Source organism: Achromobacter sp., from assembly GCF_050285585.1.
Taxonomy (GTDB): domain Bacteria; phylum Pseudomonadota; class Gammaproteobacteria; order Burkholderiales; family Burkholderiaceae_B; genus Achromobacter.
In genome coordinates this window covers 47781-62604 of the sequence record NZ_JBLZXF010000020.1, presented here as the reverse complement: position 1 = coordinate 62604, position 14824 = coordinate 47781, and the positions used below count along the sequence as shown (strand labels likewise).

Below are 14824 nucleotides of genomic sequence, written 5' to 3'. Positions count from 1 at the left end.
ACGTAACAATACGCAATAAATGTTATCGAATACCCGGAGCGCCGCCCATCCGCCTGCGCAGACGCGAAAAAAAAACCGCCCGATACGAGCGGTTTTCTCTTGCCTCGGGGACGCCCGGTCAGGCGACCAGGCGATCCAGGGCTTCGCGGTACTTGGCGGCCGTCTTTTCCAGGACGTCCCGGGGCAGGCGCGGCGCGGGCGGCGTCTTGTCCCAGGTCTGGGTTTCCAGCCAGTCGCGCACGAACTGCTTGTCGAACGACGGGGGGCTGATGCCCACGCGGTAGCCGTCGGCGGGCCAGAAGCGCGAGGAATCGGGCGTCAGCACTTCGTCCATCAGGTACAGCGTGCCGTCGTCGTCCAGCCCGAATTCGAACTTGGTGTCGGCGATGATGATGCCCTTGGTGGCCGCGAACTTCGACGCCTCGGTGTAGAGCTTGAGCGTCACGTCGCGGATGCGCTCGGCCATTTCCTGGCCGACTTCCTTGACCACGTGCGCGAAGTCCACGTTTTCGTCGTGCATGCCGAATTCGGCCTTGGCCGCCGGCGTGAAAATGGGTTCCGGCAGCTGGCTGGCCTGCTGCAGCCCGGCGGGCAGCTTGATGCCGCAGACCGAGCCCGTGGCCTGGTAGTCCTTCCAGCCCGAACCGATCAGATAGCCGCGGGCGACCGCCTCGACCAGGATGGGCTTCAGGCGCTTGACGACGACGGCGCGGCCGCGCACCTGGTCCACTTCGTCCGGGGCCACCACGTCTTCGGGCTTTACGCCCGTGGAATGGTTCGGCAGGATGTGGGCCAGCTTCTGCAGCCAGAATTCGGTCAGCTCGGTCAGCACCTGCCCCTTGCCGGGGATGGGGTCGTCGAGGATCACGTCGAAGGCGGAGATGCGATCCGACGCGACGATCAGCAACTTGTCGTCGCCCACCGCGTACATATCGCGCACCTTACCGCGGCCCAGCAGCGGCAAGGACTTGATGCTGGATTGATGCAAAGCAGAAGTCACGGGAAATGGCCTATGGCAATAATGAAGATTCCCGCCTCGGGCAGGCGCCAGGGCGGGAAGTAGAACGGAATCCGGGAACCGCGGGCAGGGCCGGCGCGGGGCGCGGTCCTGCAAAGCGCATAGGTTACTGCAAATGGGCCGGGTTTGCCGGACTCCCGGCCGGGCCGGGGCCGGCCCGCCCTCCCCCTCGACGCCGCCCGGCGCCCGGGTTAGGCTGTCGTTTCACCGAGTCCGGAGACAGAGCCGTATGCAGGATGCTTCCCTCAAACGCAGCACCCACGCCGACGCGCAGGTGCACTTGACCGGCGGCTGCCAGTGCGGCGCCATCCGCTACGCCATCACCGACGAGCCTATTTCGGCCGCCACCTGTCATTGCCGGGACTGCCAGTATTCCAGCGGCGGCGCCCCGGCCCACGCATTGATCTTCCCCGCCGGCTCCATCACTCTTTTGCGCGGCCAGGCCAAGGAACACCGCTACCGCGGGGATTCGGGCCACACGGTCATGCGCAGCTTCTGCGCGGACTGCGGCACGCCGCTGTTCGGCAGCTCGGCCGGCATGGGCTACGAAGTGCTGCGGGCAGGCTCGCTGGACGATCCCGAAGCCTTCCGCGCCCGGGTCAGCCTCTGGACCGGCTCGGCCCCGTCGTGGCACCACGTGGACCGCAGCGTGCCGCACTTTCCCCGCAATTCCCCGGCCTCCTAGCGAAAACGCGCCAGGCCGCCCGGGCAAAAAAAAGCGGGTCCGCAAGGACCCGCCCTTTTCATCCGTGGCCCCGGCAGCCGGGGCCCGACGATGCTTACTGGACCACCTGGGCCAGCTTGCCCGAGGCGTACTGGGCGGCGATTTCGGTCAGCGGCAGCGCCTTGATCTTGCTGGCGTTGCCGGCGGTGCCGAACTGCGTGTAGCGGGCGACACAGATGGCCTTGGCGGCGGCGCGGGCCGGCTTCAGGTATTCGCGCGGGTCGAACTTCTCCGGGTTTTCGGCGAAGAAGCGGCGGATCGCGCCCGTCATGGCCAGGCGGATATCGGTGTCGATATTGATCTTGCGCACGCCGTACTTGATGGCTTCCTGGATTTCCTCGACGGGCACGCCGTAGGTTTCCTTCATGTTGCCGCCGAATTCGCGGATCTCGGCCAGCAGTTCCTGCGGCACGCTGGAGCTGCCGTGCATCACCAGGTGGGTGTTGGGCAGGCGGGCGTGGATTTCCTTGATGCGGGAGATCGACAGGATGTCGCCGGTGGGCTTGCGCGTGAACTTGTAGGCGCCGTGGCTGGTGCCGATGGCGATGGCCAGCGCGTCGAGCTGGGTCTTGCGCACGAAGTCGGCGGCCTGCTCCGGATCCGTCAGCAGCTGGTCCATGGTGAGCTTGCCGTCGGCGCCGTGGCCGTCTTCCTTGTCGCCCTGCATGGTTTCCAGCGAGCCCAGGCAGCCCAGTTCGCCTTCGACCGTCACGCCCAGCTTGTGGGCGATGTCCACGACCTTCTTGGTCACGTCCACGTTGTAGTCGTAGTCGGCGATGGTCTTGCCGTCTTCCTTGAGCGAGCCGTCCATCATGACGCTGGAGAAGCCCAGGTCGATGGCGCCCTGGCAGATCTTGGGCGACTGGCCGTGGTCCTGGTGCATGACCACGGGGATGTGCGGATAGGATTCCACGGCGGCCTGGATCAGGTACTTCAGGAAGCCTTCGCCCGCGTACTTGCGCGCGCCGGCCGAGGCCTGCATGATCACCGGGCTGTCGGTCTCCGCAGCGGCTTCCATGATGGCCTGGACCTGCTCCAGGTTGTTGACGTTGAAAGCGGGAATGCCGTAGCCGTGCTCGGCGGCGTGGTCGAGCAACTGGCGCATGGAGACTAGGGCCATGAGTGGTCCTCCTTAGGTACTGTCTATTGAAAGATGGTTGAAGTCCTGCTGAGTGGGGTGATTTTACGGGGGATTCGCCGAAAGGTCTTGCAACCGGCGGTATCCAGGCCATTCGGGTTGCGCCGAAGGTTGCAAACCGCCCCGGCGCCTCCCTCCGGACGGAGGATGGCGCGGCGGGGCGGCGGCCCGTCCCCTAGCGCGCGGCCGGGACGGCGATCCGCCCGGCCCAGGGCTGGGCGGCCTCCATCTGGGCGGAAAGGGCCAGCACCACGTCTTCCCGGCCGTAGCGGCCGACCACCTGCACGCCCACGGGCAAGCCGGCGTCCGTCCAGGCCAGCGGCAGGCTGGCGGCGGGCTGGCCCGAGGCGTTGAACGCCGCCGAGAAGGTTCCGTAAGTGGCCACCTGGCGGCGGAAATCCAGGAACGACCCCCTTGCGGTGGACAGTTCGCCCAGCTTCAGGGGCAACTGGGTCAGCGTGGGGGACAGGATCGCGTCGTACCCCTCCATGTACCCTTCCAGAATGCGCCCGATGGCGTGGAAACGGTTCACGCTGCCGATGTACTGGGCGGCGGGCAGTGTCTTGCCGTACTCATAGCCCTGGCGCAGGGCGGGTTCCAGGTCGTCGTCGCGCAAGGCCTGTCCCGTCAGGCCGAGGCGGGTATCGACCGTGAGCACGATATTGCCCGCGAGCACGTTGGCGTGCGCCAGCACAAACGCTTCGTACTCGATGTCCGGCGGCGCGGCGTCGACGACCTCGTGCCCGAGGTCCCGGCACAGGGCGGCGGCGCGCTCCACGGCCGCGACGCACTCCGGAGCAACCGGCACGCCGTTCCAGGCGCTTCGCCACAGGGCGATGCGCAGCCGCCGCGGCGGCTCATCCAGGCCCTTGAGATACGAGGCCGGCGCCGGCGGCGCGGCATAGGGCGCCCCGGGCTCGTAGCCGGCGATGGCGTCCAGCGCCGCCGCCGTGTCCCGCACGGACCGCGACAGCACGCCATCGGTCGCCAGGCCGCCCCAGCCTTCGCCGCGGAACGGCCCCATCGGCACGCGCCCGCGCGAGACCTTCAAGCCATAGACGCCGCAACAGGCCGCGGGAATCCGTATCGATCCGCCTCCGTCGCTGCCGTGGGCCAGCGGAACGATGCCCGCGGCCACCGCGGCGGCCGCGCCGCCGCTGGATCCGCCCGACGAGCGCGCCGGGTCCCAGGGATTGCGCGTCGGCCCGCCGTTGCGGGCAGCCTCGGTGGTGGGCGCCATGCAGAATTCCGGCACGGTCGTGCGCGCAAAGGGAATCAGGCCGGCGGCCTCGAAACGGTCGGCCAGCGTAGCGTTGCGCGCGTAGCCGGTGCCGTCGAGCAGGCGCGACCCCAGGCTGGACGGGAACCGCGTGTGCGCCAGCCCGGAATCCTTGAGCAGGAACGGAATGGCGCCGAACGCGCCTCTGGGCCGCCACCCGCGGGCCACCTCCAGGGATTCCTCGAAACGCTCATAGCACAAGGCGTTGAGCGCCGGCGCGCGCTCCTGCGCGAGCCTGATGGCGCAGGCCATCAGGCTTTCCGGGCTGACTTCGCGCCGCGCCAGCAGGCCGGCCAACGCCAGCCCGTCCAACGCCTGATACTCGGTGTCATGCATACTGCTTGCTCCTAGAGGGGTCGTCCTGCGCCGCCAGGTCGGGCTTGTTCCAGGACTGGCCCGGCACCGACTCGATCAAACGGCGCGTGTATTCGTGTTGGGGGTGATAGAAAATCGTGGCCGCGCGGTCCAGCTCCACGAGCTGCCCTTGCCGCATCACCGCGATGCGGTCGCAGATCTGGGCCGCGACCCGCAGGTCGTGGGTAATGAACAGCACGGACAGGTCGAACTGCCCGCTCACGGTCTTGAGCAGGTCCAGCACCTGGGCCTGGATGGAAACGTCCAGCGCCGAGACGGCCTCGTCGGCCACCAGCAGCCGCGGCTTGAGCGCCAGCGCCCGGGCGATGCCGATCCGTTGGCGCTGGCCGCCCGAGAACTGGTGCGGATAGCGGTCGCCGGCGTCGCCGCCCAGCCCCACGAGCGCCAGCAGTTCGCGCGCTTCGCGCAGGGCTGTCTTGCGGCTTTCGCCGAAGGCGATGGGACCTTGCGCCACGGCTTCGACGACCCGGTGGCGGGGATTGAGCGAGGCATACGGATCCTGGAACACCATCTGGATCTGGCGCCGGTACGGGCGGAAGTCGCGCGGTTTCATGCCCACCAGCTCGCGTCCGTCCATGCGCACGCTGCCGCGGTCGGGCGGTATCAGGCCGATCAGGGCGCGCCCCAGGGTCGATTTGCCCGAACCGGATTCGCCGACCAGGCCCAGGGTCTCGCCCTGGCGTATCTCCAGCGAGATGTCGCGCAAGGCGTCGACGCGGCGGCCGCCGGTGGCGAAGGTCTTGCACAGCTTTTCCACCACCATCAGGGGCGCCGCCGCCGCGGCCTCGCCCTTGCCTTCGGGCTTGTGCGGGACGGCGGCGATCAACTGGCGGGTGTATGGATGCTGCGGGCGGTTCAGCACGTCGTCCGCCGTGCCGGCCTCCACCACCTCGCCCTTGCGCATCACCACGATGCGGTCGGCGATATCGGCCACCACGCCGAAGTCGTGCGTGATGAAAATGACGCCAATGCCCATGCGCCGCTGGATATCCTTGATCAGATTCAGGATCTGCGCCTGCGTCGTGACGTCCAGCGCGGTCGTGGGCTCGTCGGCGATCAGGATGTCCGGCTCCAGCGCCAGCGCCATGGCGATCACCACGCGCTGCCGCTGCCCGCCGGACAACTGGAAGGGATAGGCGTCGTACATGGCCTGCGGATCCGGCAGCAGCACCTGGCCGAACAGGTCCAGCACGCGCTGCTTGCGCGCGGCGGCGCCCAGATCGGTATGGCGTTCGAGCACTTCGTCCACCTGCCGGCCCACGCGCATGATGGGATTCAGGGCCGTCATGGGCTCCTGGAACACCATGCCGAAGCACTTGCCGCGCAGCCCGTGCCAATCCACGGCCGGCAGGCCGACCAGGTCGCGTCCGCCATACAGGATCCGGCCCTGGGTGACATTCAACTGATCGGCGGGCAGCAGCCCCATGATGGCGTGCGCCGTCACCGACTTGCCGGAGCCCGATTCGCCCACCACGCACAGGATTTCGTTGCGGCCCACGGTATAGGAAACGCCCCGCACCACGGTCGGACCGCCATGCGCGGCGGCCACGCTCAAGTCACTGATTTCAAGCAGCGCGCTCATTGCGTCGCCCTCCTGCGGGCCAGTTTGGGATTGAGGGCGTCGTTCAGGGCTTCGCCGATCAGGTTCAGCGACAGCACCGTCAGCAGGATCGCCACGCCCGGGAACACGCTCATCCACCAGGCGTCGCGCAGCACGCTGCGCGACGCGCCGATGATGTAGCCCCAGGTCATGGCGTTGGGGTCGCCCAGGCCCAGGAAGCTCAGCGCCGATTCCAGCAGGATCGAGCTGGCGATCATCAGCGACCCCGACACGATGACGGGCGACAGGCTGTTGGGCAGGATCTGCGTCAGGATGATGCGCAGGTTCGACTGCCCCGCCAGCATCGCCGCCTGCACGAACTCGCGGTTCTTCAAGCTCATGAACTCCGCTCGCACCAGGCGCGCCAGCGGCGGCCAGGACACCACCGCGATCGCGAATATCACCGTGCCCATATTGGGCGTCAGGATGGCCACCAGCACCACCGCCAGGAAAAAGCTGGGAATGGTCTGGAACAATTCGATGAAGCCCACGATGGCCTGGTCCACGCGCCCGCCGTAGAAGCCGGCCAGCGCGCCTACCGTGATGCCCAGCAGAATCGAGACCGCCGTCGACACCGCCGCCAGCACCAGCGTGATGCGCGAACCGTAGGCGATGCCGGTCGCGATGTCGCGGCCCAGCGTGTCGGTGCCCAGCACGGCCCCTTCCGACAGGGGCGGCATGAACGGGCCGTTGATGATGTCCCAGGGGCTGTCCGGGAAGACCCAGCTGGCGGTGACGGCCATCAGCGTCACCAGGCCCAGCACGATCAGGCCCATGATGCCGCCCTTGTTGCGGCAGAACGATTGCATGAATGCTTTCATTTGAGTTCGATCCTGGGATCCGCCACCGTGTACAGAATGTCGGTGATGAGGTTGACCACGACCACGATCAGGGAGGCCATGAAGAACACGCCGAGCAGCACGCTGTAGTCGCGCTGGATCAACGCGTCGAAGGCCAGGCGCCCGATGCCGGGCCAGGCAAAGACCGTTTCCACCAGCAGCGATCCGCCGATCAGTCCGCCCGCCTGGATGCCGGCATAGGTAATGACGGGCAGCAGCGCGTTGCGCAATACATGGCGGACGATCACGGTGCGTTCGGACAGCCCCTTGGCGCGGGCGGTCTTCACGAAATCCAGCTGGCTGATCTCCAGGATCGAGGCGCGTGTCAGCCGGGCATAGACGGCCATATAGAACATGCCCAGGGTCAGCGCCGGCAGCAGCAGGTGCTTGGCCACGTCGGCCACGCGGGCCAGGCCGGTCAGATTGGCGCCTACGCTTTCGTAGCCGAAGGCGGGCAGCCATTCCAGATTCACCGAAAACAGCAGGACCAGCATCAGCCCCACCCAGAACAGCGGCGTGGCGTAGGCCAGCATGGACAAGGTGGTGATGACGGTATCGCCCCATTTCCCGACCCGCAGCGCGGCCTGCGTGCCCAGGCTGACCCCGGCCAGCAGCGCGAACGCGAAGGCGGACAAGGTCAGCAGCAGGGTCGCCGGCAGGTGCTGCAGAATCAGGCTGGCCACCGGCGCCTGTTGGCGATAGGAGTACCCGAGGTCGAACGTGGCAACGTTCTTGAGGTATTGGCCGAGCTGCGTCGAAATCGGCTTGTCCAGCCCGAACTCCTGACGCAGCTTGGCGATGAACTCGGCATCCACCGCGCCGGACTGGCCGGCCAGGATCTCGGCGGGATCGCCGGGCGCCGCCCGCACCAGGAAGAAGTTGAAGAGCGCGATCATCAGCAGAACCAGGACGCTCTTGACCACCCGGTTCGCCAGGAACTTGGCGATCTTCTTCATTCTTTGGACAACCAGGTTTCGCTTTGCGTATCCACCACGCCCAGCGCCGTCGTCACCGCGTTGTGCACGCGCTTGTTCAGCAGCGTCGAGTAATTGGTGTCCGCGAGCCAGAGCACCGGCACGTCTTCCACAAGGATTTTCTGCACTTCGCTGTACAGCTTCTGGCGCTCTTCATCGGTGGCGGCCATGGCGGCGGCATTGAACAGCTCGTCGACCTTCGGGTTGTTGTACTGCGAGGTATTGCTGAACATCAGTCCCTTCTTGATGTTGCTGCCCAGATAGGTGCGCGAGACGCCGATCGCCGGGTCGCCGTACTGGAACACGCCATTGGCGCCCATGTCGAAGTCCCAGTTGCCGACGCGGCTGGTCCAGCCGCCGACGTCCGTGTTCTCCAGCGTGACCGCCACGCCGATCTTGGCCAGGTTCTGCTTGATGTATTCGGCGACGCGACGCGGCATCTCGCCGTAGGGCAAGGGAATCAGGCCGACGGTGGCGCGCACGCCCTTGGCGTCGGGCTTCAGGCCCATCTCGTCCAGCAGCGCGACGGCCTTCTTCGGATCGTAGGGATAAGGCCTGACGTTGGCGTCGTAGAAGCGCGTGTTGTGGTGGATGGGGCCGGTGGCCACGGTGCCCGAACCGAACATGATCTTGTCGACGATGAACTGGCGGTTGATGCCGTACATCAGGGCCTGGCGGAACCGCTTGTCCGAAAAGGGCTGGCGGCCGCCGTTCAGCTCTATCCACTGCATCGTGGACCAGTATTCGTAGCCCTTGCGGGTCTGGCTGATCGTGGGCAGCTTGGCCACGCGCGGGACGTCCACCGGCTCGATGTCCTGCAGCCAGGCCTGCAATACCGTTCCCTGCTCCAGCGCCACGCGGCGCGAGGCGGAATCGGGGATCACGCGGTAGGTGATGCCGTCCAGGTAGGGGCGCCCTTCCTTCCAATAGTGTTCGTTCTTGACCAGCTCGATGTACGAGCCGCGTTCCCAGTGCTTGAACTTGAACGGGCCCGTGCCGACCGGCGCGTTGTTGTGCGGATTCTGCGCCAGGGGCGTATCCACGTCGTACAGATGCTTGGGCAGTATCGCGCCGCCGCCGATGTCCATGGCATACAGGAAGGCGGAGTACGGCTGCTTCAGCTTGAACACCACGGTCTGCGCGTCCGGCGCCGACACTTCCCGCACGTTGGTCATCAGCGTCCGCGTGCGCGGCGTGTTGGCCAGGATCTTGGTGTAGGTGAACACCACGTCGTCGGAGGAGAACGGCTTGCCGTCGTGCCACTGCACCTTGGGCTGCAGATGGAAGGTGTACGTCAGCCGGTCATCGGATATCTCCCAGGACCGGGCCAGGCTGGGCTGGGGCTTGAGATCGAAGGAATAGGTCAGCAGGCTTTCGAAAATCTTGCCGGCCACCAGCTGGGTGCCGGCGACCTGCTGCACGGCCACGTTCAAAGTGGGAGGTTCCGGGCTCAGGATGGCGGTCAGGACGCCGCCGTATTGCGGCGTTTCTTCGGCATGCGCCGAAGGCGCGGCGAAGGCGAGCAGGCTGGCGGCGGCCAGCGCGCAGCGCGCCACGGCGCGCCGGGCGTGGAAGGATTTCATGGCAGGGTTCCGTATGAGGGAGGAAAACCGCGGACGGGCTCAGGCTTGCAGCGGTTCGACGCCGCACCAGTCATGGATGAAGAGCGCCAGCGAAGTCGCGACGCGCACCATGCTGTCCACCGATACGCATTCGTTGAAGCCGTGCACGTTCTGCACCTTGGGGCCGTAGCAGGTCACCGGCACATCCATCATCAGCCGGAAATGGCGCCCGTCCGTGGTGGCCGTCAGCGCGGTCGGCTGAGGCAATTCGCCGGCAACGCGGCGATGGGCGTCGGCCAGCAGTTGCATGGCGGGCACGTCCAGGTCGTACTCGCAGCCCGGCGCGTGGAAACCTTCGTAGCGGATGTCGATGCGCACGTCGCTATCGGTCAGATCCGCCTCGACGGCGCGTATCCGCGCTTCCACCAGCTGCTTGGCCTCGTCGATGCTCATGTCCGGATAGCAGGCGATGCGCATGCCCAGCGTGCAAACGCTGGGCACGGACGAATTCCAATCCCCGGCATGGATCTGGCCCAGATTGAAGTTGATGGGATGCGGGTGCTCGCGGTACGCGGGATGCCTGTTTTCAGGCAGGTTCCATTCGTGCTCCAACTGCTTCATGGCGTCGACGATGCGCAAGCCGGTTTCCACCGGGTTGATCCCGGTGGTCATGTAGGCCGCGTGCGCGGGCCGGCCCACGACATCCACGTACATCCAGAACACGCCCAGCTGCGCGCTCATCATGCGTTCATGCGTCGGCTCGGGAATCACGACCGCGTCGAACGCGCTGAGCTTGGCCGCGGCGATGGCGCTTTGCAGCGCCGATACGGTGGCCAGCGTGCCGTTGCCGGTGTTTTCCTCTTCCAGCACGCCGTTGAAGCCGACCGCGCCGGCCGGCTGCACGCCCAGGTCGCGCAGCGCCTTGAATGCCGCCAGCGCGCACACGATGCCCGCCTTCATGTCGCCCGCGCCGCGCCCATACAGCCAGCCGTCGCGCAATTCGCCGTCGAACGGCGCCGGGTCCCAGAGTTCATGCGGCCCCGTGGGCACCACGTCCAGGTGGCCGTTGAACAGCACGGCGCGGCCGCCCGGGCCGCGCGGCTCGTGGCGCGCCAGGACGTTGTAGCGGCCGCCGTCCGGGCAGCAGGCGGGCGAATAGAGCGGCAGGCTCTTGAGTTCCTCGGTGCGAAGCGCGATGCGTTCCGAGGCCAGTCCCAAGTCCGACAGCGCCCCTTCCAGGAACTCGGCGGCGGACGTTTCCTGGCCCGGCAGGCTGCGGCACTGCACGAACCCGGTCAGCGTGTCGGTCATGTACTGGCGAAGGTTGCCCACGGCGTTGGCGATACGGTCCTGATCCAGGCTGGCTGCTGCGACGGCACTCATGGCGCTTTCCTTATCGAGGTTGAAATCGTAAATAACATAAGTATCAATATTTGATACTTAGATATCTATATTTGTCATGATAGAGTTCGCGAATGCGCGGAACAAGACGGCGGCCATGAGTGATTTCCCTAGCCCTGCCGGAAATCGCCTGCCGCTACATTGCGTATCCCGCTGGCGGCAGCGCGCGCCGGCGCCCGCCGCACAGACCAAGAAAATCGGAGTAGATGAAGATGGCCACGACCGAGACCCGGTTCAACCAATCCCTGGCGAAAGGCTTCGGCATCCTGGAAGCCTTCTCGAACCACCCGGGCCCGCTCAGCCTGAACGAACTGACGGAACTGTCGGGACTGGACCGCAGCTCGACCCAGCGGATGCTGCACACCCTCGTGGCGCTGGGCTACCTGGAACGAGGCAGCAACCAGCGCGGCTACGTACTCGGCAAGAAGATCCTGGACCGCACCTTCGACTTCCTGCGCAGCCACCCCTTGCTGGAACGCGCGACGCCCATCCTGGAACAGCTCCAGCAGGAATGCGGGGAACGCGTGGACCTGAGCCTGTTCGACGACCTGAGCATCGTCTATGCGCTGCGCCGCCAGACCAAGCGGCAGACCTTCTACGCCACGCTGGTCGGCCGGCGCATGCCTACGTTCTCGTCCTCGGGCGGCCGCGCCATCATGTCGCACCTGCCGGACGCGGAGGTCGACGACATTCTCGCGCGCAGCGATCTGCGGCCCCTGACGCCCAAGACCATCACCGACCCGGAACGGATACGCGAGCGCGTGCGGGAAGCCCGCATACAGGGCTACGCCATCTGCCTGGAAGAAAGCATGGTGGGCGAGATCGTGCTGGCCAGCGCAGTCGTCGACCATAGCGGCCGCCCCTTGGCGGCCATCCACATCTCCGGCCTGCTCGCCGAATGGACGCTGGACTCTTTTTCGCAGCGTTTCAGCTCGCTGGCGATCTCGGCCGCGCGCGCGCTCAGCGGCCGCCCCAACCGCAACTGAACCCCCGGTTCCCGGGGTAATCCCTAGCGCCGGCCGCCTTGCGCGGCCGCGCTCCCTGCTGCACCATTACCATTTTGGATTCTTAAGTATCAATATTTGATACTTAAGATTTAACAAATGGCGGTCCATGGCAGGCCACGGCGCCGCCGTCCGAGGAGGTTTGCCTTGAAGTGCAATATCGTCCGCCGCGCCCTCGTGCACGGGCTGCTGGCCGCGGCCGCCACCGCCGCCTTCCCCGCCGGCGCCGCCGCCCCGTCCGGTTCCCAGCCGCAGTATGGCGGCGTCCTGACCGCCATCCTGAACCCGGAACCGCCCAACCTGAACGTGGCGATGCAGCAGGTAGGCACCACGCAGATGGTGGCCGGCAAAGTCTACGAAAGCCTGTTGACCTACTCCTTCGATCTCAAGCCCCAGCCCAGCCTGGCCAAGTCCTGGGACGTGTCGCCGGACCAGCTGACCTATACGTTCCATCTGCAGCCCAAGGCGCAATGGCACGACGGCAAGCCCTTCACGTCCGCCGACGTGGTGTTCACCTATACGAAGATCCTGGCCAACACGCCGCGCACGCGCTCGCTGATGCGCTATATCGAGGACATATCGGCGCCCGACGAGCACACCGTGGTCTTCCGCCTGAAGGAACGCTACTCGGCCTTTCTGTATGCCTTCGACATCGGCGGCGGCGTCATCCTGCCCAAGCATCTGTACGACGTGGATACGCCCCTGGCGCAGAATCCGCACAACAACGCGCCGGTCGGCACGGGCCCGTTCAAGTTCAAGCGCTGGGAACGCGGCTCCTACATCGAGCTGGTCAAGAACGAACACTATTGGAAGGAAGGGCGCCCCTACCTGGACGGCATCACCTATCGCGTCATCCCGGACGCCGCCTCGCGCCGCCTGGCGCTGGAACAGCGCACGGTGCAGCAAGCCTGGCTGCAGGACATCGAGCCCTTCGATATCCCGCGCGTGTCCAAGCTCGCGCACATCAACGCCACGCAGAAAGGCTACGAATACTGGTCCACGCTGCACTGGATCGAAATGAACGAGGCGCGCAAGCCGATGGACGACAAGCGCTTCCGCCAGGCCGTGATGTACGCGATCGACCGCGAATTCATCGCCAAGCGCATCATGTTCGGCATGGGCACGGTGTCCACCGGGCCGTTCCACCGCAACACCCGCTTCTACGATCCCAACATCAAGCAGTACCCCTACGATCCGAAGAAGGCCGTCGCGCTGCTGGATGAGATGGGCCTGAAGCCCGACGCCAAGGGCGTGCGCGTGAAGCTGGGCCTGATCCCCAACCCCTACGGCGAAATGCAGCGCCGGATCGCCGAATACACCAAGCAAAGCCTGGGCAAGGTCGGCATCGTCATCGACATCGAGAACACCGATGTCGGCGGCTGGACCACGCGCATGGGAAATTGGGACTTCGACATGGCCTACAACGGCGTGTTCCAGTACGGCGACCCGGCGATCGGCGTGTCGCGCACCTATGTCAGCAGCAACATCAAGAAAGGGCTGGCCTTCACCAACACCTCCCAGTACCGCAACCCCAAGGTGGACGAACTGTTCGACCAGGCCGCCACCGCGCCCACCGACGAGGAACGCCAGCGCCTGTACACCGAAGTGCAGAAGATCCTGGCGGAAGATGTGCCGCTGGCGTGGATCGACGACACCAACTACTCCACCTTTCTGGACAAGCGCGTGCACGACGCCATCACCACGGGCCTGGGCGCCGTGGACACGTACGCCGACGCCTGGCTGGAGCCCAAGTAGCGCGGCGGTTGCGGGCGCCTCACGCGGGCGCCCGCCCCGGGAGCGCCTACGGCCTGCCCGCGTGCGGCACGTCCACTCGCGTCATCAGGATCCGGCCCTCCGGCCTGGCCCGGCGGTTGGCTTCGATGAAGTCCGGCGCCGCCGCCATGAACAGGCTGCGGCCGTCCGGCCCGCCCAGGGCGGCGGCGAAGATGCCGAATTCGCCGGTGTCGATCTGCTCCAGTATCTTGCCGCCGCGCGCCACGCGCACGATACGCTTGCCGATGGCATCGGCCACCCACAACGCCCCTTCGGCGTCCAGCGCGCCGCCGTCGGGTCCGATGGCCGACGCCGCGATCAGGACGCCCAGGTCGTCGCTGTCCGGCAGCGCGCCGAAGTTGGCCCAATCCCGCCGCGGCCCCAGGCCGCCGTCGGCCAGGATGTCGAATTCGGAAATGCGGTTGGCGAAAGTCTCGTTGACGATCATGGTCCTGCCGTCCGGCGTAATGAAGGAACCGTTCGGAAAGCACAGCCCGTCGGCCACTACCTGGACGGCGCCGTCGGGATCCACCCGTACGATCGTCGTATTGCGGACCGGCGCGCCGGCCATGATGTCGAAGCCGAAGTTGCCCACATAGGCCCGGCCCCGCTCATCCACCACCATGTCGTTGACGTGGCCGCCGGTCAGGGCGGACAGGTCCGCGTGCACGGCCAGCGTGCCGTCGGGCTCCCGGCGCAGCAGCCGGCGGTCCTTCATGGAGGAGATGAGGAGGCGGCCGTCCGGCAGCCAGCCGAGCCCCGACGGCTGCTGCGGCACCTCGCAGATCCGCTCCACCTTGCCTTCCAGGTCCACGGCGATGACCTGCCCGGTATAGAAGTCCGACGCCCACAGGCGGTCCTCGTGCCAGCGCAGTCCCTCCAGATAGGTGTATCCGGACGCCAGCACCGATAGTTCGCGTTTCAGCATTGCCTGTCTCCTTTTTTTGTCTCCGGCGGCCAATTCTGGCATGACCGGGCGCGGCCGTGCCTCGGTTCCAAATTGATACAAATCCGCCGCCGGCCGGCCCGCGGGGCGCAGGCTGCCCAACGCGGCATATCCACGGCTTGCTGACAACTGCCTGTCAGGTTGGCGGCGTTAACATCGCGCCCCGAGGGTAAACCCGCAATCCCGGGACC

Annotated in this window: 12 protein-coding genes; 3 read left to right on the top strand and 9 right to left on the bottom strand. The window is 66.4% G+C overall.

What is annotated here, in order from left to right; translation table 11 throughout:
- Nucleotides 1-118: 118 nt before the first annotated feature.
- Nucleotides 119-1000 (bottom strand): phosphoribosylaminoimidazolesuccinocarboxamide synthase, encoded by an 882-nt coding sequence (locus tag ACN6PJ_RS21990; protein WP_427997931.1) that lies wholly within the window; start codon nt 998-1000, stop codon nt 119-121.
- Between the two features lie 247 nt (nt 1001-1247).
- On the opposite strand from ACN6PJ_RS21990, the gene ACN6PJ_RS21985 reads away from it, so the two are divergent.
- Nucleotides 1248-1703 carry a GFA family protein gene (locus ACN6PJ_RS21985; protein ID WP_427997930.1) on the top strand — a complete coding sequence of 152 codons (456 nt, stop codon included), beginning with the start codon at nt 1248-1250 and terminating at the stop codon, nt 1701-1703.
- 94 nt (nt 1704-1797) lie between these two features.
- Here ACN6PJ_RS21985 and fba read toward each other — a convergent pair whose 3' ends face one another.
- From fba to ACN6PJ_RS21950, 7 genes are all read right to left on the bottom strand, one after another.
- Complete coding sequence (gene fba / locus ACN6PJ_RS21980) at nt 1798-2862, bottom strand: class II fructose-bisphosphate aldolase (RefSeq protein WP_043545934.1); 1065 nt, start codon at nt 2860-2862, stop codon at nt 1798-1800.
- Between the two features lie 193 nt (nt 2863-3055).
- Complete coding sequence (locus ACN6PJ_RS21975) at nt 3056-4495, bottom strand: amidase (RefSeq protein WP_427997929.1); 1440 nt, start codon at nt 4493-4495, stop codon at nt 3056-3058.
- On the bottom strand, nt 4488-6116 hold the full coding sequence (locus ACN6PJ_RS21970) for an ABC transporter ATP-binding protein (protein ID WP_427997928.1): 1629 nt from the start codon (nt 6114-6116) through the stop codon (nt 4488-4490). Before ACN6PJ_RS21970 ends, ACN6PJ_RS21975 begins: the two co-directional genes overlap by 8 nt.
- Nucleotides 6113-6955 (bottom strand): ABC transporter permease, encoded by an 843-nt coding sequence (locus ACN6PJ_RS21965; protein WP_427997927.1) that lies wholly within the window; start codon nt 6953-6955, stop codon nt 6113-6115. The genes ACN6PJ_RS21970 and ACN6PJ_RS21965 overlap by 4 nt, the downstream gene beginning before the upstream one ends.
- Nucleotides 6952-7929 carry an ABC transporter permease gene (locus tag ACN6PJ_RS21960; RefSeq protein ID WP_427997926.1) on the bottom strand — a complete coding sequence of 326 codons (978 nt, stop codon included), beginning with the start codon at nt 7927-7929 and terminating at the stop codon, nt 6952-6954. The genes ACN6PJ_RS21965 and ACN6PJ_RS21960 overlap by 4 nt, the downstream gene beginning before the upstream one ends.
- Nucleotides 7926-9530 (bottom strand): ABC transporter substrate-binding protein, encoded by a 1605-nt coding sequence (locus tag ACN6PJ_RS21955; RefSeq protein ID WP_427997925.1) that lies wholly within the window; start codon nt 9528-9530, stop codon nt 7926-7928. Before ACN6PJ_RS21955 ends, ACN6PJ_RS21960 begins: the two co-directional genes overlap by 4 nt.
- A 39-nt stretch (nt 9531-9569) precedes the next feature.
- Nucleotides 9570-10892: an ArgE/DapE family deacylase gene (locus ACN6PJ_RS21950; RefSeq protein WP_427997924.1), complete on the bottom strand. Its 1323-nt coding sequence runs from the start codon at nt 10890-10892 to the stop codon at nt 9570-9572.
- A 230-nt stretch (nt 10893-11122) separates the two neighbouring features.
- Between ACN6PJ_RS21950 and ACN6PJ_RS21945 the strand changes: the two genes are divergently transcribed.
- A complete protein-coding gene (locus ACN6PJ_RS21945) occupies nt 11123-11896 on the top strand; it encodes an IclR family transcriptional regulator (protein WP_427997923.1) in 774 nt (257 codons plus the stop codon).
- A gap of 165 nt (nt 11897-12061) precedes the next feature.
- Nucleotides 12062-13669, top strand: a complete 1608-nt coding sequence (locus ACN6PJ_RS21940) for an ABC transporter substrate-binding protein (protein ID WP_427997922.1) — start codon at nt 12062-12064, stop codon at nt 13667-13669.
- 46 nt (nt 13670-13715) lie between these two features.
- Here the strand turns inward: ACN6PJ_RS21940 and ACN6PJ_RS21935 are convergent, their stop codons facing one another.
- The gene (locus tag ACN6PJ_RS21935) at nt 13716-14615 is read right to left on the bottom strand and encodes an SMP-30/gluconolactonase/LRE family protein (protein WP_427997921.1); all 900 of its coding nucleotides are present in this window, start codon (nt 14613-14615) and stop codon (nt 13716-13718) included.
- Nucleotides 14616-14824: the final 209 nt, after the last annotated feature.

Excerpts from the sequence above, each read along its gene's own strand:
- ACN6PJ_RS21960 (WP_427997926.1), bottom strand. The coding sequence starts at position 7,929 with ATGAAGAAGATCGCCAAGTTCCTGGCGAACCGGGTGGTCAAGAGCGTC.
- ACN6PJ_RS21985 (WP_427997930.1), top strand. The coding sequence starts at position 1,248 with ATGCAGGATGCTTCCCTCAAACGCAGCACCCACGCCGACGCGCAGGTG.
- fba (WP_043545934.1), bottom strand. The coding sequence starts at position 2,862 with ATGGCCCTAGTCTCCATGCGCCAGTTGCTCGACCACGCCGCCGAGCAC.
- ACN6PJ_RS21935 (WP_427997921.1), bottom strand. The coding sequence starts at position 14,615 with ATGCTGAAACGCGAACTATCGGTGCTGGCGTCCGGATACACCTATCTG.
- ACN6PJ_RS21945 (WP_427997923.1), top strand. The coding sequence starts at position 11,123 with ATGGCCACGACCGAGACCCGGTTCAACCAATCCCTGGCGAAAGGCTTC.
- ACN6PJ_RS21965 (WP_427997927.1), bottom strand. The coding sequence starts at position 6,955 with ATGAAAGCATTCATGCAATCGTTCTGCCGCAACAAGGGCGGCATCATG.
- ACN6PJ_RS21970 (WP_427997928.1), bottom strand. The coding sequence starts at position 6,116 with ATGAGCGCGCTGCTTGAAATCAGTGACTTGAGCGTGGCCGCCGCGCAT.
- ACN6PJ_RS21975 (WP_427997929.1), bottom strand. The coding sequence starts at position 4,495 with ATGCATGACACCGAGTATCAGGCGTTGGACGGGCTGGCGTTGGCCGGC.
- ACN6PJ_RS21950 (WP_427997924.1), bottom strand. The coding sequence starts at position 10,892 with ATGAGTGCCGTCGCAGCAGCCAGCCTGGATCAGGACCGTATCGCCAAC.
- ACN6PJ_RS21955 (WP_427997925.1), bottom strand. The coding sequence starts at position 9,530 with ATGAAATCCTTCCACGCCCGGCGCGCCGTGGCGCGCTGCGCGCTGGCC.